Source organism: Streptomyces sp. JB150 (assembly GCF_011193355.1).
In the GTDB taxonomy this organism is placed as follows: Bacteria; Actinomycetota; Actinomycetes; order Streptomycetales; family Streptomycetaceae; genus Streptomyces.
This window is the reverse complement of the sequence record NZ_CP049780.1, coordinates 3,710,240-3,732,652: the sequence shown is the minus strand read 5'-3', so window position 1 is coordinate 3,732,652 and position 22,413 is coordinate 3,710,240. Positions and strand designations below refer to the sequence as shown.

At 70.9% G+C, this 22,413-nt stretch carries 21 protein-coding genes, 1 pseudogene and 1 riboswitch; of the genes and pseudogenes, 10 read left to right on the top strand and 12 right to left on the bottom strand.

What is annotated here, in order from left to right; genetic code table 11:
• Position 1 precedes the first annotated feature (1 nt).
• Complete coding sequence (locus G7Z13_RS17455) at positions 2-454, bottom strand: GNAT family N-acetyltransferase (RefSeq protein WP_166000391.1); 453 nt, start codon at positions 452-454, stop codon at positions 2-4.
• A gap of 87 nt (positions 455-541) precedes the next feature.
• Positions 542-1,000, bottom strand: coding sequence for a MarR family transcriptional regulator (locus G7Z13_RS17450; RefSeq protein ID WP_166000389.1), 459 nt, complete (start codon positions 998-1,000; stop codon positions 542-544).
• Positions 1,001-1,142: 142 nt separating this feature from the next.
• On the opposite strand from G7Z13_RS17450, the gene G7Z13_RS17445 reads away from it, so the two are divergent.
• Positions 1,143-2,345 carry an MFS transporter gene (locus G7Z13_RS17445; RefSeq protein ID WP_166000387.1) on the top strand — a complete coding sequence of 401 codons (1,203 nt, stop codon included), beginning with the start codon at positions 1,143-1,145 and terminating at the stop codon, positions 2,343-2,345.
• 97 nt (positions 2,346-2,442) lie between these two features.
• Positions 2,443-2,865: a heme-binding protein gene (locus G7Z13_RS17440; RefSeq protein ID WP_166000386.1), complete on the top strand. Its 423-nt coding sequence runs from the start codon at positions 2,443-2,445 to the stop codon at positions 2,863-2,865.
• A 94-nt stretch (positions 2,866-2,959) separates the two neighbouring features.
• Here the strand turns inward: G7Z13_RS17440 and G7Z13_RS17435 are convergent, their stop codons facing one another.
• A complete protein-coding gene (locus G7Z13_RS17435) occupies positions 2,960-3,826 on the bottom strand; it encodes a GNAT family N-acetyltransferase (RefSeq protein ID WP_166000384.1) in 867 nt (288 codons plus the stop codon).
• Positions 3,827-4,045: 219 nt separating this feature from the next.
• Between G7Z13_RS17435 and G7Z13_RS17430 the strand changes: the two genes are divergently transcribed.
• The gene (locus G7Z13_RS17430) at positions 4,046-4,678 is read left to right on the top strand and encodes an HAD-IB family phosphatase (protein WP_166000383.1); all 633 of its coding nucleotides are present in this window, start codon (positions 4,046-4,048) and stop codon (positions 4,676-4,678) included.
• 345 nt (positions 4,679-5,023) lie between these two features.
• A complete protein-coding gene (locus G7Z13_RS17425; RefSeq protein ID WP_240926245.1) occupies positions 5,024-6,532 on the top strand; it encodes a globin domain-containing protein in 1,509 nt (502 codons plus the stop codon).
• A gap of 25 nt (positions 6,533-6,557) precedes the next feature.
• Here the strand turns inward: G7Z13_RS17425 and G7Z13_RS17420 are convergent, their stop codons facing one another.
• The 5 genes and pseudogenes from G7Z13_RS17420 to G7Z13_RS17400 all read right to left on the bottom strand — a co-directional run bounded on the left by G7Z13_RS17420 (position 6,558) and on the right by G7Z13_RS17400 (position 10,375).
• A complete protein-coding gene (locus tag G7Z13_RS17420; RefSeq protein WP_166000379.1) occupies positions 6,558-7,040 on the bottom strand; it encodes an NUDIX hydrolase in 483 nt (160 codons plus the stop codon).
• Positions 7,041-7,139: 99 nt separating this feature from the next.
• Positions 7,140-8,045 carry a LysR family transcriptional regulator gene (locus tag G7Z13_RS17415; protein WP_166000377.1) on the bottom strand — a complete coding sequence of 302 codons (906 nt, stop codon included), beginning with the start codon at positions 8,043-8,045 and terminating at the stop codon, positions 7,140-7,142.
• Between the two features lie 316 nt (positions 8,046-8,361).
• A pseudogene (locus G7Z13_RS17410) lies at positions 8,362-9,477 on the bottom strand (cystathionine gamma-lyase); the annotation flags it as partial.
• Positions 9,478-9,500: 23 nt separating this feature from the next.
• Positions 9,501-9,992 (bottom strand): low molecular weight protein-tyrosine-phosphatase, encoded by a 492-nt coding sequence (locus tag G7Z13_RS17405; protein WP_166000374.1) that lies wholly within the window; start codon positions 9,990-9,992, stop codon positions 9,501-9,503.
• Between the two features lie 5 nt (positions 9,993-9,997).
• On the bottom strand, positions 9,998-10,375 hold the full coding sequence (locus G7Z13_RS17400) for a phage holin family protein (protein WP_166000372.1): 378 nt from the start codon (positions 10,373-10,375) through the stop codon (positions 9,998-10,000).
• 58 nt (positions 10,376-10,433) lie between these two features.
• Between G7Z13_RS17400 and G7Z13_RS17395 the strand changes: the two genes are divergently transcribed.
• The 4 genes from G7Z13_RS17395 (at position 10,434) to G7Z13_RS17380 (ending at position 12,845) form a co-directional block, all read left to right on the top strand.
• The gene (locus G7Z13_RS17395; RefSeq protein WP_166005035.1) at positions 10,434-10,751 is read left to right on the top strand and encodes a cupin domain-containing protein; all 318 of its coding nucleotides are present in this window, start codon (positions 10,434-10,436) and stop codon (positions 10,749-10,751) included.
• Between the two features lie 126 nt (positions 10,752-10,877).
• Positions 10,878-11,090 (top strand): DUF5326 family protein, encoded by a 213-nt coding sequence (locus tag G7Z13_RS17390; protein ID WP_166000370.1) that lies wholly within the window; start codon positions 10,878-10,880, stop codon positions 11,088-11,090.
• A gap of 504 nt (positions 11,091-11,594) precedes the next feature.
• Positions 11,595-12,308, top strand: a complete 714-nt coding sequence (locus G7Z13_RS17385; RefSeq protein WP_166005033.1) for an IclR family transcriptional regulator C-terminal domain-containing protein — start codon at positions 11,595-11,597, stop codon at positions 12,306-12,308.
• A gap of 99 nt (positions 12,309-12,407) precedes the next feature.
• Entirely contained in the window at positions 12,408-12,845 is a 438-nt protein-coding gene (locus G7Z13_RS17380; RefSeq protein ID WP_166000368.1) for an SsgA family sporulation/cell division regulator, read from the top strand.
• Between the two features lie 216 nt (positions 12,846-13,061).
• Here the strand turns inward: G7Z13_RS17380 and G7Z13_RS17375 are convergent, their stop codons facing one another.
• Positions 13,062-14,825: a YibE/F family protein gene (locus G7Z13_RS17375; RefSeq protein ID WP_166000366.1), complete on the bottom strand. Its 1,764-nt coding sequence runs from the start codon at positions 14,823-14,825 to the stop codon at positions 13,062-13,064.
• A 71-nt stretch (positions 14,826-14,896) separates the two neighbouring features.
• Positions 14,897-15,086, top strand: a riboswitch (TPP riboswitch).
• Between G7Z13_RS17375 and thiC the strand changes: the two genes are divergently transcribed.
• Positions 15,079-16,884 (top strand): phosphomethylpyrimidine synthase ThiC, encoded by a 1,806-nt coding sequence (gene thiC, locus G7Z13_RS17370; protein ID WP_166000364.1) that lies wholly within the window; start codon positions 15,079-15,081, stop codon positions 16,882-16,884. It overlaps the preceding riboswitch by 8 nt.
• A gap of 90 nt (positions 16,885-16,974) precedes the next feature.
• Here the strand turns inward: thiC and G7Z13_RS17365 are convergent, their stop codons facing one another.
• From G7Z13_RS17365 to G7Z13_RS17355, 3 genes are all read right to left on the bottom strand, one after another.
• Positions 16,975-17,856: a hypothetical protein gene (locus tag G7Z13_RS17365; RefSeq protein WP_166000362.1), complete on the bottom strand. Its 882-nt coding sequence runs from the start codon at positions 17,854-17,856 to the stop codon at positions 16,975-16,977.
• 301 nt (positions 17,857-18,157) lie between these two features.
• A complete protein-coding gene (locus tag G7Z13_RS17360) occupies positions 18,158-19,261 on the bottom strand; it encodes a metallophosphoesterase (RefSeq protein WP_277347408.1) in 1,104 nt (367 codons plus the stop codon).
• A 204-nt stretch (positions 19,262-19,465) separates the two neighbouring features.
• Positions 19,466-20,578 carry a LacI family DNA-binding transcriptional regulator gene (locus G7Z13_RS17355; RefSeq protein ID WP_166000358.1) on the bottom strand — a complete coding sequence of 371 codons (1,113 nt, stop codon included), beginning with the start codon at positions 20,576-20,578 and terminating at the stop codon, positions 19,466-19,468.
• 436 nt (positions 20,579-21,014) lie between these two features.
• Here G7Z13_RS17355 and hisC point away from each other — a divergent pair, with 436 nt between their 5' ends.
• Entirely contained in the window at positions 21,015-22,094 is a 1,080-nt protein-coding gene (gene hisC, locus G7Z13_RS17350; protein WP_166000357.1) for a histidinol-phosphate transaminase, read from the top strand.
• Positions 22,095-22,413: the final 319 nt, after the last annotated feature.

Below are 22,413 nucleotides of genomic sequence, written 5' to 3'. Positions count from 1 at the left end.
GTCAGAGCTGCAGCTTGAAGCCGAGGTGGGACGCCTCGAAGCCGAGCCGTTCATAGAAGCGGTGGGCGTCCACGCGGGACTTGTCGGAGGTCAGCTGGACCAGGTGGCAGCCTTCCCGCCGGGACGTGTCGATCGCCCACTCGATGAGCTGGGTGCCCAGGCCGCCACCGCGTTCGTCGGCGTGGATGCGGACGGCCTCGATGATCGACCGGGTGGCCCCACGCCGGGAGAGGCCCGGAATGATCGTGAGCTGAAGCGTGCCCACGATGCGGCCCTCCCGGACGGCCACGACGAGGTGCTGGTTCGGATCGTGCACGAGCCGCTCGAACGCGGTCAGGTAGGGGGCCAGGTCGTCCGGTGACTCCCGCTGGGCGCCCAGCGGGTCGTCCGCGAGCATGGCCACGATCGCGGGGACGTCGTCGGCGATCGCGGCGCGTATCTCAAGATCTCCCATGTCCGCACCTTATGCGGCCACCCGCGCCTTCACGGTTGTGCGCGCACATGTGCGGCCAACCCGCGCCGACACGGCCCTGCGCGCCCCTCAGGCGGGCACGCGCCCTGACTGCACGACCCACACGAGCGGTGCCAGCTCCGGGACCTTGGCCGCCTCGTCCAGCGCCTCGCGCAGCGCGGCGTCATTGGTAGGGCGCGCCTCCGCCAGCAGCTTCAGGCCCGCCTCGGTGACGTCGGTGTAGATTCCGCGCCGGTCCGTGGGGCACAGGTAGCGCTCCAGCAGCCCGCGGTCCTCGAGCCGGGTGACCAGCCGGGTGGTCGCGCTCTGGCTGAGCACCACCGCGTCGGCGACCTGCTTCATCTGCAGATGCCCGCCTTCGCCGCTGTGCTGCCGGCTGAGCACGTCGAGCAAGGAGTACTCACGCACGCTCAGCCCGTGCCCGGCCTGCAGCGCCCGCTCGATGTGCGCCTCGATGCGGCCGTGGAGCAGGGAGAGGGCGCACCAGCCCTGGGCGAGGGCGGTGAGCGCGGGGTCCGTCGCTGTCATGGGCGTTTCCTCCGTCCCGGAGCGTCTGGATTCCAGGATAGAGCAGTCGTGCAATAGTCAGCGTTTGCGATTAACCCGCGTCTGCAACTATTGTGGACGCACGCTAAGCGCTCCTGCAATCTTCTGGGAAGGTGTACCCCACATGCCTCTCGCGCTTCTGGCCCTCGCGATCGGGGCCTTCGGGATCGGAACGACCGAGTTCGTGATCATGGGCTTGCTGCCCCAGGTCGCGAGCGACTACGGGGTCTCCATCCCCACCGCCGGTTACCTGGTGACCGGCTACGCCCTGGGCGTGGTGCTCGGCGCCCCGCTGATGACCGTGCTCGGCACCAAGGTCTCCCGCAAGCGGATGCTGATGCTGCTGATGGGCCTGTTCGTCGTCGGCAACCTGCTCTCGGCCGTCGCCCCCGTCTTCGGGGTCATGCTGGTCGGCCGCGTGGTCGCCTCACTGGCCCACGGCGCGTTCTTCGGCATCGGCTCGGTCGTCGCGGCCGACCTCGTTGCCCCGGACAAGAAGGCCGGAGCCATCGCGATGATGTTCACCGGACTGACCGTCGCCAACGTCGTCGGTGTCCCGCTGGGCACCCTCGTCGGCCAGTCCATCGGCTGGCGCGTCACCTTCGCCATCGTCGCCGTGCTCGGTGTCATCGGCCTGGCGGGCATCGCCAAGCTGGTGCCCGACATGCCCAAGCCGGAGGGCGTGCGGCTGCGTCACGAGCTGGCAGCCTTCAAGAACGTCCAGGTCCTGCTCGCCATGGCGATGACCGTCCTCGGCTTCGGCGGCGTCTTCGCGGCCATCACCTACATCGCGCCGATGATGACCCACGCCGCCGGCTTCGCCGAGGGCTCCGTCACCTGGCTGCTGGTTCTCTTCGGGCTCGGCATGGTCGGCGGCAACCTCGTCGGCGGCAGGTTCGCCGACCGCGCGCTGATGCCCATGCTCTACGTCTCCCTGGGCGCCCTCGCCCTGGTGCTGGCGCTGTTCACGCTCACCGCGCAGAACAAGATCCTCGCGGCCGTCACGATCACCCTGATCGGCGCCCTGGGCTTCGCCACCGTGCCGCCTCTGCAGAAGCGGGTCCTCGACCAGGCGCACGGCGCCCCGACCCTTGCCTCCGCCGTGAACATCGGCGCCTTCAACCTCGGCAACGCGCTCTCCGCCTGGCTCGGCGGTCTGGTGATCGCCGCCGGACTGGGCTACACCGCCCCCAACTGGGTCGGCGCGCTGCTGGCCGCCGCCGCCCTGCTGCTCGCCGTCCTCTCGGCCGCTCTGGAGCGCCGTGAGAAGACCCGCGTACCGGCGTCCGTGCCCCTCACCGAACAGCCGACGCCCGTCCATCACTGACGTGGTCGGCGGCCGCGGGGCCAGGGCCGTCCCCGCGGCCGGCGATCCGGCACCCCACCTCGCAAGAACCGAGACCACCCTTCAGGAGAAACCCCTCATGAGCACCACCACCGCCGTCGCCCCTCTGGCCATCCAGGACGCCGAGACCCTGGTCGCGACGGCGTCGCGCGCCGCCGAGGCCGCCGGGGTGACCGTCAGCGTCACCGTCCTGGACGCCGGTGGCCACCTGCTGGCCTTCCGGCGCGACGACCGGGCCGTCCTGATCTCCGGCGAGACCAGCACCCGCAAGGCCTACACCGCGCTGCAGCTCAATGCCCCCACCGCGGACCTGGTCGACGCCGTCAAGCCGGACGGGCCCTTCCACAGCCTTCCGACCGCGCTCAGCCAGCCGCTGCTGTTCATCGCCGGTGGCGTGCCGGTGCACCGCGACGGCCGGCTGATCGGCGCCATCGGTGTCGGCGGCGGAGCGCCGGAGCAGGATCACGCCTTCGCGACCGCCGCCGTGGAAGCCCTCGCCTGAGCACGGCTCTTCTACGGGAAAAGCGCGGCTTCCCGGTCGAAAGAAGAAGGCGCCGGCCCTCGACGGGGGCCGGCGTCTTCCGCGTTCCGTGGCCTCAGCCCGCGGCGACCGTGAGCGGAGCGAACCGCCGGCTCCAGTCCCCGGGCAGGTCCCCGATGCCGTACGTCATCACCGCGTTGAAGGCGACGGAGGCCAGCCCGCGCCCCTTCGCCCAGGCCAGCAGCTCTTCGTGCCGCACGTCGACGTCGGTCCGCAGGGGCCGGTCGGTGTGGGCGGCGAGGGAGGCGATGAGCGCCTGGGCGGTCTCCGTGTCGCGGGCGATCAGCGGGCCCACCACGTGGGTGTCCATGTTGGGCCAGGCGGCCGTGTAGCCGATGATCCGGCCGCGCTCCTCCGCGACGCGCAGCTGGTCGGCGAAGGCGGGCAGCCGGGTGATGATGTGCGTGCGATCGGAGCCGAACACCTCCTCGTCCAGCCGCAGGATCGACGGGAGATCCTCCGCCGTCGCGGGCCGGGTGGCGATCTTCGGTGTCGGTCCGTCGGGGGTGAAGTGACCCCGCAGCATCTCGGCCCGGCCGGTGACCTTGAACCCGAGCTCTTCATAGAGCGGGCGGCCGTAGGGCGTCGCGTGCAGCGTGAGCGGGGTGGTGCCCATCGTGGAGACGACATGCCGCATCAGGCGGCGCCCGACGCCCTGCCGGGCGTGCCGCTCGGCCACCAGCACCATGCCGATGGCGGCAAGATCAGGGCGGCCGTGCGGGCCGTACTCGGTGACGGCGCAGGCGCTGACGAGCCCTCCGTCGGGGTCGTCGATGCCGTACCCCTTCCCCGCGCTGAGGAGGAAGCCCCACTTGTGCTCTTCGCGTGGCCACCCCCGGTTCTCGGACAGGTCGGCGCAGGCGGTGAGATCGCGAAGCGTCAGACGGCGGATGGGCAGGGCGGCGACGGAAGGAGTGGGCACGCAGGTCAGGCTGTCCGACGGGTGCCCTCGGCGTCCACCTGTTTCGAGTGAGACGTACGTCCTTTTGGCCATGCCGTGACCATGAGGACCGCACGAGGACGAGGGCGAGGTGTTTCACGTGAAACATCGACGAACGGCGGGCGTCCGCCCGATGCCTCGGCAGGTCTCGCCTTTCTCGTGCGGGCAAGCCCGAAGGCCTCGCCGGTAACCTCGACGCCCATGGCGAGACTGCATCTCTTCGACCTCGACGGCACCTTGCTGTACGGGACGTCCGCGCCGGTGGAGATCTCCCGGCAACTCGGTCTGGAGAGGGAGACGGTCGAGCTCGACCGGGCCGTGTCGGCTGGCGAGTTCGATCCGCCGGAGTACGCGCGGCGGGTCCACACCTTGTGGGCGAGGTTGACCGAGGCGCACGTCGCGACGGCCTTCGAGGGGGCGCCCTGGCTGTCTCGCATCCAGGACGTCTGGGCGGAGATCAGGGAACGGGGTGACTACTGCGCCGTGGTCTCCCTGTCCCCGTCGTTCTTCGTGGAGCGCCTGACCGGCTGGGGCGCGCACGCGGCGCATGGGTCGCGCTTTCCCGCCGTACCGTTCACCGAGCCCGTGGACCCGACGGGTGTGCTCAGTGCCGCCGCCAAGGTGATGATCGCGGACCGGCTGTGCCGGCAGTTCGGCGTGACACGGGCCGACTGTGTCGCGTACGGAGACTCGACCTCGGACACGGATCTGTTCGCAGCCGTACCTGTCTCCGTCGCGGTCAACGCCGACCACCGTCTGACCGGTCTGGCCACCCACACCTATGAGGGGAAGGATCTGTGGGATGCCTATGAATTGGTGCGCGACGCCCGGTAATTGAGAGAACGCATGGTTCGCCCCACGGTCACATTCGTGACCGGTGAAGGGGGGACTTGTGTGCGACGCGGTGGCCGGTATGGTCGAGTCCGGTTCCCGGTCGGGAAGAGGCGGCACGCCTTCCCGCGAGGGGACGAGGGCAGGGGAAAAGCAGCTCCACGGGACGGAGAGATCGAGAACCCGCGTTCCGGGGTACACGGCTGGCGCGTGTGCCGAGACGGATGGCACAGGCCGCACCGGGCGCGGAGCACCAGGGGGAGAGCAAGCCGTCCACGGGGGAAGCAGGCACCTTCCGATCGGGGAAGTGCGCAGACCGACCGAGAGATGTTCGAGGCGAGGCACAGCATGGACGCTCCGACCACCACGTCGGCCGACCACGGCACTGCCGACGGCGGGGGCGGCTGGTTCACGCCGCGCAGGAAGCCGGCGACCACGGCACCGGACGGCGAGCCGGAGGCGGCAGCCGCTCCGGGGACGGCCGGACCGCGGATATCCCCGGCACCACCGGCGTCCACGCCGTCGTCGGCGCCCTCTCACGGCGCGGACGCTCTGGCCACTCCGCAACCGCCCACCCGCCCCCTGCCCACCCGCGTCACCAAGACCCCTGCCCACGACCGCGTCCCCCCACCGCCCCCCGCCTCCGACCGCGTCCCGCCACGGCGCTCCGCCGTCGCCTCCAACCCCGCCGAGCGGCCGCAGGCACTGTCACCGACACAGCCGTTCGCCCCGGCCGGGGACGCCTCACCGGACGCCCTGCTCATCCGGCGCACCATGGCCGAGATCGACCCGGTGGCCGACAAGGTCACCTCCTACTTCTACGCTCTGCTCTTCGTCCGCCACCCCGAGCTGAGGTCGCTGTTCCCGCCCGCGATGGACACCCAGCGAGACCGCCTGCTCAGGGCGCTGCTCACCGCCGCGGAGCACATCGACAACACCCCGGTCCTGGTCGACTACCTCCAGAACCTGGGCCGCGGACACCGCAAGTACGGCACCCGGCCCGAGCACTACCCGGCCGTCGGCGAATGCCTCATCGGCGCGCTGAGCCGGTACGCCGAGGCGATCTGGGACGCGGAGACCGAAGCGGCGTGGGTGCGGACGTACACGACGATCTCCCAGGTCATGATCGACGCGGCGGCCGCGGACGAGCTGCGCGCCCCCGCGTGGTGGCACGCCGAGGTCGTCGCGCACGAGTTGCGCACCCCCGACATCGCCGTCCTCACCGTCCGCCCGGACCAGCCGTACCCCTTCCTCGCCGGCCAGTACACGAGCGTGGAGACGCCCTGGTGGCCACGCGTGTGGCGGCACTACTCCTTCGCCTCCGCCCCGCGCTCGGACGGCCTGCTGACGTTCCACGTGAAAGCCGTCCCCGCGGGCTGGGTCTCCAACGCCCTCGTGCACCGGGCCCGGCCCGGCGACGTCATCCGGCTCGGCCCGCCGGCCGGTTCCATGACCGTCGACCACACCACCGACAGCGGACTGCTCTGCCTGGGCGGCGGCACCGGGATCGCCCCGATCAAGGCACTCGTCGAGGACGTCGCCGAGCACGGCGAGCGGCGGCCCGTCGAGGTGTTCTACGGCGCCCGCACCGACCAGGACCTGTACGACATCGACACCATGCTCAGGCTGCAGCAGAGCCACTCCTGGCTCTCGGTTCGCGCGATCATCGACCAGCAGGCGCACCTCCAGCTGCCCGACGCCATACGCGAGTACGGCCCGTGGCACGAGTACGACGCCTACCTCTCGGGCCCGCCCGGGATGATCCGCAGCGGTGTGCACGCGCTCCGGCACGTCGGCATCCCGGTGAGCCGCATACGGCATGACTCGGTGGAGGAACTGGTCGCGGCGGGCAGCTGACCCGAGGACGCGCGGGCTCGGGGCGTCAGCCCAGATCGGGTGCGTGCATGGCGCGTACGCCCTCGATGTTCCCGTCGAGGTAGTGCCGCAGCGACAACGGCACCAGGTGGACGGAGGCGATACCGACCCGGGTGAACGGCACCCGGACGATCTCGTACTCGCCCGCGGGCTGCTCCACCTCGGGGCCGTGGCGCAGCGCCGGGTCCATGAACTCCAGCCGGCAGACGAAGAAGTGCTGGACCTTCACACCGGTCGTGCCGCCGTCCTCGCCGATGTGCTCGACGGTGTCCACGAAACACGGCACGACATCGGTGATCTTGGCGCCCAGCTCCTCGTGGACCTCGCGGTGCAGAGCATCGACGACGGTCGGGTCTTCGGGTTCGACCCCGCCCCCGGGAGTCACCCAGTAGGGATCCACACCGGGCTTGGTGCGCTTGATCAGGATCAGGTCGTCACCGTCCAGCAGGACGGCACGGGCGGTGCGCTTGACCACGGGTCGGACGGTCATGGGTGAAATGTGGCCCCGCTGGTTCCACGTGAAACATCGCGAAACGTGACCGATGGGGCTCATCGTGTGACGGCCGGCCCGTCGCTCGGGTGCCGCGGCTCAGCACCAGTCGGACGCCGCTCGCTGCAGCCACTCGTGGGCCCGGGCGATGTGCGGCATCGCCAGCGTCCCGATGCGCACCACCAGGAAGTAGGTCCGCAGTGGCGGCACGGCCGGCTCGTGCAGGGTGACCACCTTGCCGCGCTCCAGCGCTCCCGCACACAGATAGCGGGGCAGGACGGCGATGCCGGCGCCGGCGATCGCGCACGCCAGGACGGCCCGCAGGTCCGGGACGATGACGGTTCCGGAGGCATCGGGGCGGGAGTCGAAGACGGAGGCCCAGTAACGGGAGACGAAGGGCAGCGATTCGTGGACCTCGACGACAGGCGAGTTCTTCAGGGCGGCCGCGGCCTTGTCGTGCGGTAGTCCCGAGCCGGCGCGCTCGGCCCAGCGCGGGGCGGCGACCAGGACGTGCTCCTCGTCGCACAGCGGCGTGGCGGTGAGCAGGGCGCCGCGTGGCCGGGCCGTGCTGATGGCGAGATCGTGATGCCCGGCGGCCAGCCCCTCCAGCACCTCCTCTGCGTTCCCGAAGGAGGCCCGCAAGGCGCAGCCCTGGCCTGCCTCGCCGGTCAGCCCGGCCAGGGCGGGCAGGGCCCGTTCCGCGGTGAACTCGGGCGGACCCGCGAGATGCAGGGTGCGTAAGGAGGACTCGTCGTCGAGGCCGGTCTCGGCGATCTCCACCAGGGCGTCGAGATGCGGGGCGGCCTTGTGGGCGAGCTCGTCGCCGATGGATGTCGGGGTCACACCCCGCGCCTGCCGCAGGAAGAGCGGGCGGCCGAGCTGCCGTTCCAGGGTTCGGATCTGCGAGGTGACGGCGGGCTGGGAGAGGCCGAGCAGCGCGGCCGCGCGGGTGAAGGATCCGGCCCGGTGCACCGTCACGAAGGTGCGCAGCAAGGCCAGGTCCATGGCGAAGCCCCCTTCCCCTGCCGTCCTCCCGGCCCTCGGGCAGGGGCCCACTATAAATAAGTCGATAGGTCTCTGTCGCTACCGTGATTGGACACTGACGGAGAGTCAACTAGCCTTGTTGGAGCGGTTCTTGGCGCGCGGAACCGAGGACGGTCCGAGCCACGAGGGGGGAGGTTCGGACCGTCCGTTCGACGTAGACGCGCCGAGCCGCCGCCCGTGGTAGGCGGGCCGGACGACTGCCCGTAGTAGGCGTGCCGAACGGCCGCCCGTACCGCCTGCCGCGCCGGCGGTCACTCCGCCTGGCGGGTCCAGCGAGTCACTGTGCCGACTCGTCCAGCGCGCGCAGCAGATCTGCCACCAGGTCCTCGGGATCCTCGGCGCCGACCGACAGCCGGACGAAGCCCTCCGGCACCGCGTCCCCGCCCCAGCGACCGCGCCGCTCGGCCGTGGACCGCACCCCGCCGAAGCTGGTCGCGTCGTCCACGAGCCGCAGCGCCTCCAGGAAACGGTCCGCACGCGCGCGGCTGGGCAGCGTGAACGACACCACGCACCCGAAGCGCCGCATCTGCCGCGCGGCAACCTTGTGGGACGGATCGTCCGGCAGCCCCGGATAGCGCAGCCCGGACACCTCCGGGCGCTGCCGCAGCGCCTCGGCGACCGCGAGCGCGGTGGCGTTCTGCCGCTCCACGCGCAGCTGGAGCGTGGCGATCGAGCGGTGCGCCAGCCAGGCCTCCATCGGCCCGGGGATCGCGCCGACGATCTTGCGCCAGCGGCGCACGGCGGTCATCGGCTCTCCCGCGCGGCCGGTGACGTAGCCCAGCAGGACATCGCCGTGCCCGGTGAGCTGCTTGGTGCCGCTGGCGACGGAGAAGTCGGCGCCGAGCTCCAGCGGGCGCTGCCCGAGTGGCGTCGCGAGGGTGTTGTCGACGGCGACCAGGGCTCCACGCGCGTGGGCCGCCTCGACGAGCCGGCGGATGTCACAGACGTCCAGGCCCGGGTTGGACGGGCTCTCGATCCACAGCAGCTTCGCGCCGTCCAGGACGTCGAGCTGGGCGTCCCCGCCCGTCGGCGCGGTGCGCACCTCGATCCCGTACGCCTCCAGCTGCGCCCGCACCAGGGGCAGCACCTGATAGCCGTCGCTGGGCAGGACGACCGCGTCCCCGGCGCGCAGCTGGGAGAAGAGCACCGACGAGATGGCCGCCATGCCGGACGCGAAGACCAGCGTCTCCACGCCGCCCTCGCCGGGCACCTCCAGCTCGCCGATCGCGGCCTCGAGGTGCGTCCAGGTCGGGTTCTCGTCGCGGCCGTAGGTGTACGGCCCGGTGGGCTCGCCCGGCAGATGGAAGTGCGCGGCGAAGACCGGCCCGGGCAGGGTCGGCTCGTACTTGACCGGCTCGGGCAGCCCCGCCCGCACCGCGCGGGTGCCGTCACCGCCCTCGAAAAGTCCGGAATCGTTCATGCCGCCTGCCCTTCCACGTGCTCCCGTACCACGGCGAGCAGACCGGCGCTCGCCGCCTCCACCATCTCAAGACACTCTTCGAAGCCGTCCCTGGCCCCGTAGTACGGGTCCGGGACGTCGAGGTCGTCGCCCGCAGCGGGGTCGTACGAGCGCAGCAGCCGGACCTTGCGGGCGTCCTCCTCGGTGGGCGCGAGGCGGCGCAGCGCCTTGGCGTGTCCGGTGTCGAGGGCGACGACCAGGTCGAGCCGCCCGAACCAGGAGGGGTGGAACTGGCGGGCCGTGTGCGCGCTGTCGTACCCGTGCTCCTCCAGTACGGCGACGGTGCGCGGGTCGGCCGGGTCACCCTCGTGCCAGCCGCCGGTGCCGGCGCTGTCGATCTCGACCAGGCCGCCGAGCCCGGCCTCCTCGACCCGGGCCCGGAAGACGGATTCGGCCATCGGGGAGCGGCAGATGTTGCCGGTGCAGACGAAGCAGACGCGGTACGTCATGGCACTCAGTCCCGGTCGGGCAGGACGACGTTGAGCGCCCAGGACACGACGGAGATGATCAGGCCGCCGAGGACGGCGGTCCAGAAGCCCTCGACGTGGAAGCTCAGGTCCAGCTTGTCGGCCAGCCACGAGGTGAGCAGCAGCATGAGCGCGTTCACCACCAGGGTGAACAGGCCGAGCGTGAGGATGAGCAGCGGCAGGCTGAGCAGCTTCACAAGCGGCTTGACCAGGACGTTCACCAGCCCGAAGATCAGCGCCACCAGCACCAGGGTGCCGATCTTCCTGCCGGTGCCGTCACCGGTGAGGGTGATCTTGTCGAGCAGCCACACGGCGACCGCGAGGGCGCCCGCGTTGGCGATCGTCTTGACTAGGAAATTCATCATGTGTCTGATCGTGGCAGACCAGGACGGCTACGAGCAGGGGCGCGAGGGCGACGCAACGATGAAGGCATTCCGGCTGGACGATCTGGAGGCGGAGCGCGCCGCCAACGAGGGGGCCTACCTGCAGTTCCTGCGTGAGCGGAACATGTCGGTCGGCCTGTACGCGCTGAACGCGGGGGAGCACGACCCGCAGCAACCGCACCGCCAGGACGAGGTGTACTTCGTGGTCAGCGGCCGGGCCTCGCTCACCGTCGGGATGGAGACCACGCAGGTGGCGCGCGGCAGCGTGGTGTACGTCCCGGCCGGCGTGCCCCACAAGTTCCACCACATCAGCGAGGATCTGCGGGTCCTGGTGGTGTTCTCTCCGCCCGAGAGCTGAGGCCGGGCCCCGGAATTCCCTAGGGGACAGCTCAGGGGACGACAAGGGATGCGAGGCCCCCGCCGGGCCTGCCCGCGCACCTAGCATCGAGGGCAGGACATCGAAGACGAGAGAAAGGCGAGGGCGATGCGAGAGATCTTCGCAGGGCTGCCGTGGTGGGTGAAGTGGGTCGCGGTGCCGGTCATCGCCCTGGTGGTGTTCGGCGGTCTGATCGCGAGCGTCGTGGGCTTCGTGATCGGACTGCTGTTCAAGCTGCTGCTCTTCGTGGCACTGGTCGCCGGACTCATCTACGTCGTACGCAAGTTCACCGCCGGATCCTCGACGAAGAGCGACTGGTAGACGCGCCCGTCGCCGGGTGACCGGGGGGCCGGTGTGCTCGTGGGGGCCACAGAGGGAGATGTGGGGGACGGGGGCCGGTAACAGGAATGGCCGATTCCCTCGGGCGGGGGAAGTTTCCCCCGCGGGGCGGCTGCGGGCCGTGACGGACGAATAGAGTCCGGAAGCCCCGCGGGACGAGCCCGCGAGCGGCGTACACCCCCACATCCCACCCGTGTCTCTCCGCACGGGCTGCCCCCTCGCGCTTCCGGGAGTGACCCCTTGGCCACGGCTGACACCGCACCCGCAGGTCCCCACACACCCCCCGCCTCCCGCCCCGGCCCCTCCCTCCAGGCCTTGCGCGTCCGGCCGCCCGAGCAGCCCACCCCTGCCGGCTCCTCCGCGCGCAGTCCCGAGGCACCCCGGCGGACCGCCCCGTCCTCCACCCGGCGGCCGGTGCCGCGGGTGCGCCCCGAGACCCCGCCCGCACAGCAGTCGACGACGCTCATCGGTTCGGTCCAGCGCGCGATGCGCCTCCTGGAGTGCGTCGCCGCCCACGACAACGGCGCGCCCGCCAAGCAGCTCGCCCGCGAGACCGGCCTCGCCCTCCCGACCACCTACCACCTGCTGCGCACCCTGGTGCACGAGGGCTATCTGCGGCGCGAAAAGGGGCTGTTCTTCCTCGGCGCGGCGGCCGAGCGGCTGAGCAGCAGCGGGGCACAGGAGAAACGTCGCAGCACGGTGGCCGAGACACTCGCGCGCTGGCGGGATTCGATCGGCGTGCCGGTGTATTACGCGATCTACCGGGAAGGCGAGATCGAGGTGGTGTGCGTCTCCGACAGCCCCGGCAATCCGGCGGTCGAGGAGTGGGCGGACTTTCGCGAGACCGGCCACGCGCACGCCATCGGCCAGTGTCTGCTGTCCCAGCTGGACGAGGCCGCCCGCCGCGATCACCTGGAGCGCTATCCCGTGCAGTCCCTCACTCCGTACACGGTGCGTGACAATCAAACGCTGCTCCGGCGTCTGGAACGCGTGGGCAGGATGGAACCCGTGATCGAGCGTCAGGAGTACGCGCTGGGCACGGTCTGCGCGGCGATTCCGATCACGGTGGGGGCGGCCGCGGCCACGATGGCCATCTCACTCCCCTGTCATCAGGCCGACCGGCTGCTGCCCGCGGCCCGTCAGTTGCAGAACGAGATCGGGCGCCTTCTGGGGTCGCTCCCGCTTTCTATCAGTATCTGAAAACTCACTCCTTGTGATCTGCTGTGTACGTTCAGCAAGATGCCAGCAGTATTCAACGGTTGATTCCCGGCCAATCGACGGCAACAGACGGGGTAGGCGATGCGCGAGTCCGTACAGGCAGAGGTCATGATGAGCTTTCTCGTCTCCGAGGAACTCTCCTTCCGCATCCCGGTGGAGCTGCGGTACGAGACCTGTGATCCCTACGCCGTCCGCCTGACCTTCCATCTGCCCGGAGACGCGCCGGTCACTTGGGCGTTCGGGCGCGAGCTGCTGATCGACGGTGTGGGCCGGGCCTGCGGCGAGGGCGATGTGCGGGTCTCCCCCGTGGAGCCCGATTCCCTGGGTGAGGTGCTGATCCGGCTTCAGGTGGGCGCCGACCAGGCGCTGTTCCGCTCCTCGTCGGCGCCGCTCGTCGCCTTCCTGGACCGCACCGACAAGCTGGTGCCCCTGGGGCAGGAGGGCTCGCTCGCCGACTTCGACGCGCACCTCGACGAGGCGCTCGACCGCATCCTCGCGGAGGAGCAGAGCGCAGGTTGAGGCGGCGCGTACTTCGAGTGGAGTAACGCTTCTTCTTGGCTTTTTGACGTACCGGCGTACCGACGTATCGGCGTACCGACGTATCTGTGGCCCGGGAGGCCGGTGAGGCAGTGGAGTCGGTCGGCCGGTTACTCGGTGGCCCGGGACCCGATGGGCCGGTGGACGTGGGGCGCTGGGGTGCCGGCGTGCGGTGGCCGTCGGACGGCACCGGCAGCGTCACCGCTTGCGGCGTCGTCCCCGGCCCCCGCTGCGCGGCATCGGCGTCCGTGAGCCGGCCGTCGCCGGCTCCGCCGCCGGGCGGTCCGCCGAGACCACCAGAGCGGCGAGGGCCGTCGTGACGGGCACCGAGGCCACCAGACCGATCGAGCCCACCAGCGTGCGCACGATCTCCTCCGCGACCAGCTCGCTGTTGGCGACCGCGCCGACGCTGCTCTGCGCGATCGAGAAGAGCAGCAGCAGCGGCAGGGCGGCGCCCGCGTAGGCGAGGACCAGCGTGTTGACGACGGAGGCGATGTGGTCGCGGCCGATCCGGATGGCCGCGCGGTACAGGCCGCGCCAGCCCATCGTCGGGTTGGCGTCGTGCAGCTCCCAGACGGCCGACGTCTGGGTGACCGTCACATCGTCCAGGACGCCGAGCGAACCGATGATGACGCCGGCGAGCAGCAGACCGCTCATGTCGATCGACGGATACAGCCCGTGGATCAGGCCGGTGTTGTCGTCGGTGTCGCCGGTGAGCGCGGCCCAGCCGATGAACAGCGAGCCGAGCACGCCGATCAGGAGCAGCGAGATCAGGGTGCCGAGGACTGCCACGGATGTCCGGGCCGACAGTCCGTGACACAGGTAGAGGGCGATCAGCATGATGGCGCTCGACCCGATCACCGCCACCAGCAGCGGGTTGGAGCCCTGCAGGATGGCCGGCAGGACGAAGAAGTTCAGCACCAGGAAGCTGATGGCCAGCGCGATCAGCGCCATGACGCCCCGCAGCCGCCCGACGACCACGACGGCGAGCGCGAAGAGACCGGCGAGCAGACCCATCGGCAGCCTGCGGTTCACGTCGGTGACCGAGTACTGGAGGTCCTTCGGGGCGGAGGGCTCGTAGGCGACGATCACCTTCTGACCCTCCTCCAGCTGCCGTGACTGGTCGGGCTGGACGATCTCGTTGAAGGTACGGCCCTTGTCCTCGCCGGTGTCGACGCGGATGGTCGCCTTCTTGCAGGTGCCGTTGGCCTGCTGCTGGGCGGAGGAGCCTTCGGCGGTGGAGGTGTCGCCGGTCGGGGGCGGTGCCGAGGCGTTGACCGCACCGCAGTCCACCTTCTCGACCCTCGTGACCGTGGCGTGCTGGGTCTGCCGGTCGAAACCGACCCCGGTCCGCTCGTGTGGCGGCGCGCCGCCGGGCCAGAGCACGGCCAGTCCGACCACCACGGCTGCGGCGAAGGGGATGAGGACGGCGGCGATCAGCTTGCGCAGATGCCGGGAGACGGGCGTCGCGGGTCCGTGCCCATGACTGTGCGAGTGCCCGTGCCCACCGCCGCCACCATGGCCGTGACCGCCTCCGTGCCCGCCTCCGGAGTTGGACCCACCGCCCGAGTTCGGCTCGCCGCCGGGGCTCGACCCACCACCGTGACCGCCTCCGAAGCCGGACCCGTCGCCGTGTCCAGGCGCACCACCGGCACCCGGCTCGCCACCATGCCCGTGGCCGCCGCCGGATCCGGACTCGCCACCGTGCCCGGGGTTGTGGCCGCCGCCGGCCCCGAACCAGTCACCGTGCCCGGGGCTACGTCCGTCACCGGATCCGGGCCCGTCTCCGTACCCGCCTCGGAAGCCGCCCCCGGAGTCACGTCCCGGATTGCCTCCGGGGCCGCCTCCTGGACCACTTCCGGGGCGCGTCCCGGCGGCACGCTCGTGGTGACGACCGCCTCCGGGGCCTGCGCCGCGCGGGGGCTCGTGCGGTGGGAACGGGGGATGCTGCGTCGTGGTCACCGACCGATCATCGCAAGAACGACCGGGGCCCCCTGTTCACCGCGCCCGAAGTGACGCTAGCGTGGAGGCACCTTTGTACACGCGGGAGCTCGGAGCACCGGGCTGAGAGGGCGCTGACCTCCGTCCCAGCGATGTTTCACATGAAACATCACCCATCGCGAGTGATGTTTCACACGAGACGTCGGATGACGGATACCGCTGCGTCGACCGCCGAACCTGTTACCGGGTAATGCCGGCGTAGGGAGTAGGTCTCATGACCATCAAGGACGCGCGCACGCCTGCCTCCACGCAGAACGCCTCCGTCGCGACGGGGACGTCGACCGGCGGGGAGGCCGGGAAGTCCATCGGCTGGCACAAGGCGTACGTCGAGGGCACCCGCCCCGACTTGCGGGTGCCGGTCCGCCAGGTGCACCTCACCAACGGGCAGTCGGTCACGTTGTACGACACATCCGGCCCGTACACCGATCCGCACGTCGACACCGACGTCCGCAGGGGTCTGCCACCGCTGCGGGAGAACTGGATCATCGCCCGCGGCGACACCGAGGAGTACGCGGGCCGTCCCGTCCGTCCCGAGGACGACGGAATCAAGCACACCTCGCCGCGCGGCGGCCTGCGCAACCTCGACGCGGTGTTCCCCGGTCGGCCGCGCCAGCCGCGCCGGGGCCGTGACGGCCAGGCGGTCACGCAGCTGGCGTATGCGCGCCGCGGCGAGATCACGCCGGAGATGGAGTTCGTGGCCATCCGCGAGAACGTTTCTCCAGAGGTGGTCCGCGAGGAGATCGCGGCGGGCCGGGCGGTGTTGCCGGCCAACGTCAACCACCCGGAGATCGAGCCGATGATCATCGGCAAGCGGTTCCTGGTGAAGGTCAACGCCAACATCGGCAACTCGGCCGTGACGTCCTCCATCGAGGAGGAGGTCGAGAAGATGACCTGGGCGACCCGCTGGGGCGCCGACACGGTCATGGACCTGTCCACCGGCCGCAACATCCACACCACCCGCGAGTGGGTGCTGCGCAACTCCCCCGTCCCCATCGGCACCGTGCCGCTCTACCAGGCCCTGGAGAAGGTCGACGGCAAGGCCGAGGAACTGACCTGGGAGATCTACAAGGACACCGTCATCGAGCAGGCCGAGCAGGGCGTGGACTACATGACGGTCCACGCGGGCGTGCGCCTGGCGTACGTCCCGCTGACGGCGAACCGCAAGACCGGCATCGTCTCCCGCGGCGGCTCGATCATGGCGGCGTGGTGCCTGGCGCACCACAAGGAGTCCTTCCTCTACGAGAACTTCGAGGAACTGTGCGAGATCCTCGCCGCCTACGACGTCACCTACTCCCTCGGTGACGGCCTGCGGCCGGGCTCGATCGCGGACGCCAACGACGAGGCGCAGTTCGCCGAGTTGAAGACCCTCGGGGAACTCAACCGGATCGCGAAGCGTTTCCACGTACAGACCATGATCGAGGGCCCGGGCCATGTCCCGATGCACAAGATCAAGGAGAACATCGACCTTCAACAGGAGATCTGCGATGAAGCTCCGTTCTATACGCTCGGCCCGCTGACGACGGACGTCGCGCCGGCGTACGACCACATCACCTCCGGCATCGGTGCCGCGATGATCGCCTGGTGGGGCACGGCCATGCTCTGCTACGTCACGCCCAAGGAGCACCTGGGCCTGCCCAACCGTGACGACGTCAAGACAGGTGTCATCACCTACAAGATCGCCGCCCACGCGGCCGACCTCGCCAAGGGGCACCCCGGTGCGCAGGAGTGGGACGACGCGTTGTCCGACGCGCGCTTCGAGTTCCGCTGGGAGGACCAGTTCAACCTGGCCCTCGACCCCGACACGGCCCGTGAGTTCCACGACGAGACCCTGCCGGCCGAACCCGCCAAGACGGCGCACTTCTGCTCGATGTGCGGGCCGAAGTTCTGCTCGATGAAGATTTCCCAGGACATCCGCCGCGAACACGGCGGCACCCAGGCGGAGATCGAGCAGGGCATGGCGGAGAAGTCGAAGGAGTTCGCCGCGGCGGGCAACCGGGTCTATCTGCCGATCGCGGACTGACCGCGCCGCGACCAGCGGACGCCCGCGGGGCCCGGCACGGCCCCGTCTCCGGCTTGCGCTCCCCTCACCATGGGGGGCGCAAGCCGGCGGTCACTCCGGATGGTCGTCCGGGCCGCCGAAGTCCGGGCCGCCGAAGTCCGGGCTGGTGTAGTCAGGGCTGGTGAAGCGGGGCCGGTGCCCGGCCGACCCGCCGTCGCCGGGGCTGGTGAAGCCGGGGCGGTCGTAGCCGAGGTGCGGCATGCGGCCGGTGGGCGCCGGCGGTGCCGTGTGGTGCAGTGCGGCGGTGCCGGGTTCGGCGAGGGCTTCGCGCAGGAACGGCACGATGCCGCGTTCGAGCAGGGCCTCGCGCCAGGCTTCTCTGGCCCGCGCGAGTTCGCTGTTCTCCGCACCGTGGGGACCGGGTTCCGGTGTGGGCCGGTTGCGCAGCGCGGTGAGCAGCAGACCGAACGCGGCGACGAGGATCGCCAGGGCGGTCACGGCACCGAATATCCAGCCGGTGGTGAGCATGGTCCGGGCGAACGCCTGATCGGGGTCGAGCATCCTCAGGATGTAGCCGACGAGCAGGAAGATCGCCGCGGCGGTGCCGGCGAGGACGGGGGCGAGGACGGCGATCACGGCGACGACGCCCGCGCCGGCGGTCTCGGCGGCCTCTCCCATGGTGGTGGCGAGTCCCATCGCGTTCGGTCCCGGCTCGGCGGAGTCGGACGCGTGGACGGACGACGGGGTGGACGCCGCCGGGTGGCGCAGTTCCTCGCGGACCTTCACATAGTGCTGGTACTCGGCCGTGGCGGCCGCGGTGATGAGGGCCGTGGCGCCGAGCGCCATGGTGCGCAGCTGTTCGGTGTTCAGCCGCTGTCCGACAGCGGCCAGTTCCGGGCGGTGCGGTGCCGAGCGCAGCGCCTCGTCGAGGAGCCGCTCGTACTCCTGGCGGTCCTCGCTCAGCAGGTGCTGCGGAACGCTGTTCATGTGCATCCCCCGATGCTCCGTAGGGCTTGGGGCTCGCACGCTGACGAGCCGTCGGGCAGAAACGGAGGGGAGCCTGCTACGGATATGCCGATGGTAGAGCGGTGACGGCAGGCGGTGACAGGGGGTTTACCGAAATTGGCCCCCGGCCTGCGCCGTTACCGACCGGTCGGACACCGGTCGGGATCCGGTTCGGCGCCGGCCGGACACCGGTCGGGCGCGGATTGGCACCCGTCGGACGCGGATCCGCACCGGTCGGACGCGGGTCCGACGCCGGTCGGGCGCCGAGGGACGCCCGGACGCCGAACGCTCAGCTGTGCAGCGGGAGTTGCTGGACCAGCAGCTTCCCGGCCATGGTCACGCCGCCGTCCATCGCGATGGCGAGACCGTCGGCGTAGACGTGGGGACCTTCGACCACGGGGCCGGTGCTGTCCTCGCCGTCCTCGGAGCCGACCTCGCCCAGCAGGTAGGGGATGGGGCTGTGGCCGTGGACGATGCGGGTGCCGCCGTAGGTGTCGAGCAGGGTGCGCACGGCGTCGGCGCCGCCCTCGTCGCGGAACGAGAAGCGCTTGGTGAACTTGCGGAACAGGTCCCAGACCTCGTCCGCGTCGTTGCGGGTGAGGGTCTCGCGGACGTTGTCGTTGACGGCCTCGATGGAGTCGCCGTAGTCCAGGTAGGCGGTGGTGTCGGAGTGGACGAGCAGGTGGCCGTCGATCTCGGTGAGCGCGTCGAGGCGGGCCATCCACTGCAGATGGTGGTCCTGGAGGCGGTCCATGTCGGTCTTCTGCCCGCCGTTGAGCAGCCAGGCCGCCTGGAAGGTCGCGGTGCCCGCGCCCGAGTTGACCGGCGTGTCGCCGAACCGCTTGGCGCCGAGGAGCAGCAGCTCGTGGTTGCCCATCAGGGCCTTGCAGTACCCGCCGGCCGCGGCGGCCTCGGCGGACAGCCGCATCACCAGGTCGATGACGCCGATGCCGTCCGGGCCGCGGTCGGTGAAGTCGCCGAGGAACCACAGCCGCGCGGTGCCCGCGCACCAGTGCCCGGCGGCGTCGATCAGGCCCTTCTCCTGCAGGGCGGCCACCAGCTCGTCGAGATAGCCGTGCACGTCGCCCACGACGAACAGGGGGCCCGGACCCGTGGCGGGCTGGGCGACGGGCGCGGGGGCGGGCGCCGGGTCGACGGTCACCTGAAGCGTGTCACCCCGGTTGATCACGGGCAGGTCGCGCTGGGTCGGCGTGTACTCCGGCGGGAAGGACACCGGCTCCGCGGCGGGGCCGGGGACCTCGCCGGGGTGAGAGCTGTGGAGGTACGGACCGGTCTCGTGGACGTACGCGGGTACCCGGAAGTCGCGCAACGTCGCCGTCCGCTCCACCTCGGGTCCCTGACCGGCCCCCTGAGTCATCGACCCCTCCACCATCGCGCCGCAGCTGCACCGCTTCGGACTGCCTGGTCGCAGCGGCCCGCGGTGTCGTGGGCCCATCATAGGAATGCGGATCGCGCCGTGTGGTGACCCAGGGGTGGTGAATCAGAGCGAGACTCCAGTTCACTGCGGCTTTCGCCCCGATTGGGCAGGACTTCGACCGACCTGGTGCCCGCCCTGTCCGGCCCTCCCGCGCGGACCCTATCCCTCTCCGGGGACCCGTGGCGGGCTGACCGTCGTCCGCGGCGGGCGTCGCTGGGACGAGGTACGCACGATCAGCTCGGTCGGTATCACCTGCTCGACCGTGTGCTCCGATTCGACGCCCTCGATGGCGTCGATGAGGAGCTGGACCACGGCCGTGCCGATCCGGCGGGGCTTCAGGGAGAGCGTGGTGATCGGCGGTTCGGTGTTGGCGTACACGGTGGACTCGCTGCAGCAGACCAGCAGCAGGTCGTCCGGTACGCGCAGGCCGTAGCGCCGGGCGGCGGCGAGCAGGTCGGTGCCGTTGGGGTCGAACAGCCCGTAGACCGCGTCGGGCCGGTCCGGGCGTGCGAGCAGCCGGTCGGCCGCGACGGCGCCCGCGCACGGATCGTGGGCCGGGTAGGCCTCGTACACCGGGTCCTGGCCGACGCGCTCGCACCAGCGCAGGTACGCGGTGGTCGACAGGTGGGTGTAGGTGTCCGTGGTGGTGCCCGTGAGCAGGCCGATGCGGCGGGCGCCGGCGTCGGCCAGGTGGTCGAGGATGCCCAGGACGGCGGCCTCGTGGTCGTTGTCGACCCAGGCGGTGACCGGCAGGGAGCCGGCCGGGCGGCCGTCGGAGACGACCGGTAAACCCTGCCGGACCAGCTCGCTGAGGACCGGGTCCTGGTCGGAGGGGTCGATGACGACGGTGCCGTCCAGGGCGACGTTCGACCAGACGTCGTGGCGGGAGGTCGCGGGCAGGATGACCAGGGCGTAGCCGCGGGCGAGCGCGGCCGAGGTGGCGGCCCGCGCCATCTCCGCGAAGTACGCGAACTCGGTGAAGGTGAAAGGTTCATCCCCGTACGTGGTCACGGTCAGGCCGATGAGGCCGGACTTGCCGGTACGGAGGGTGCGGGCCGCGGCCGAGGGACGGTATCCCAGCCGGTCGGCGACTTCTCGGACATGGCGCCGGGTGGCGTCCGGGAGCCGGCCCTTGCCGTTCAGGGCGTCGGAGACGGTCGTGATGGAGACTCCGGCGGCGGCGGCCACGTCTCTGATGCCCGCCCGGCCCGGCCGGCTGCCTCGACGTGAGGTTTCCGCGCGGCTCACCTGGTGCTTCCCTGCTGCTGTCATGGCGAGCCGATAGTAGGGCTCATGCGGTGGGGTAGTGCGGACGCATATGCAGCCGTTGACAGGCACGTTTCTGCATGGCCGAGCGGCAACAATTGCCTTTGATTTGCAGGCAGTTGAGGCCGTTGGGCATAGGACGTGACGTGTCGGCGTGCACCCGCCTGTCGACCGGGCCAGGTCTCGAAGAGGTCTCAACTCACCTGCACGGGGGATGCGCGCCAGGGAGCGAGCCACCGGCGCGTAGATATATGTGCGGCGCGCCCCCCGCTTCGTACGCCTTCGGGCGGTGATGCCCCTGATGCCGGTGGGACTAGGGAGGTTACCTCTCCCCGCTATCCGGTGTGCGCTCACCTGTTCGCAGCCGGACCGAATCCTCATAAGGTAAGAAGCATTGGAGGCCGGCGGCCGGACGGCGCCGGTGGTCGCGAGGAGGACTGCGGTGAGCGAGACGAGCCCCAAGCTGCGCGCCGAGCTGGAGGGTATCCCCACCTACAAGCCGGGCAAGCCCGCCGCCGCGGAGGGTCCGGTGGCCTACAAGCTGTCCTCCAACGAGAACCCCTATCCGCCGCTGCCCGGTGTGATGGAGCGCGTCACGGCCGCGGCCGCTTCCTTCAACCGCTACCCGGACATGGCCTGTACGGCTCTGATGAACGAGCTGTCCGAGCGGTTCGGCGTCCCGGTCTCCCACCTGGCCACGGGCACCGGCTCGGTCGGCGTCGCCCAGCAACTGGTGCAGGCGACCTCCGGACCCGGCGACGAGGTGATCTACGCCTGGCGGTCCTTCGAGGCGTACCCGATCATCACCCAGATCAGCGGCGCGACCTCGGTGCGGGTGCCGCTGACGGCGGGCGATGTGCACGACCTGGACGCGATGGCGGCGGCGATCACCGAGCGCACGCGGCTGATCTTCGTCTGCAACCCCAACAACCCCACGGGCACGGTGGTGCGCCGGGCCGAGCTGGAGCGCTTCCTGGACCGGGTGCCCGGCGATGTGCTGGTCGTCCTCGACGAGGCGTACCGGGAGTTCATCCGCGACCCCGAGGTGCCGGACGGCGTGGAGCTGTACCGGGAGCGGCCGAACGTCTGTGTGCTGCGGACGTTCTCCAAGGCCTACGGCCTCGCCGGGCTGCGGGTCGGCTTCGCGATCGCGCACGAGCCGGTGGCGGCGGCGCTGCGGAAGACCGCGGTGCCGTTCGGGGTGAGCCAGCTGGCGCAGGAGGCGGCGATCGCCTCGCTGCGCGCCGAGGACGAGCTGCTCGGCCGGGTCGGCTCGCTGGTCTGCGAGCGCACCCGCGTGGTCGACGGGCTGCGCTCCCAGGGCTGGACGGTGCCCGAGACCCAGGCGAACTTCGTGTGGCTGCGCCTGGGGGAGCGTACGGTCGCCTTCGCCGACGCGTGTGAGCAGGCGGGCGTGGTGGTACGGCCCTTCCCGGGCGAGGGTGTGCGCGTGACGATCGGGGAGGCCGAGGGGAACGACATCTTTCTGAAGGTGGCGGAGGCGTTCCGCAAGGAGCTGTGAGCACGGCCCCTTCTCGGGGCGTGACGGTCGCCGTGGCCCGGCTCGGGTCACGGCGTTTTTCTTGCCGTGACGCGCTCCGCGGCGGGGGCGTTCGGGGGTGGTACCAGGGGGGTGCGAGAGCTTCGCGAGGGCCGTGCGGAGGGGTGCGGCCGGGCTCGGCCAGGGCGGCCGGTCCGGTGAGCAGAGCGTCGCGAAGGTGAACGCCGCGGCGCTGCTTGTGGTGCTTCCCGTGGCGCTGTCCTGGAATGCCCGTCCCGGTGGTGCGGCACCTCGGGCGAGCCAGGAGCGGCGGAGAGTCCTGACGGCTCAGCGGCGGTGA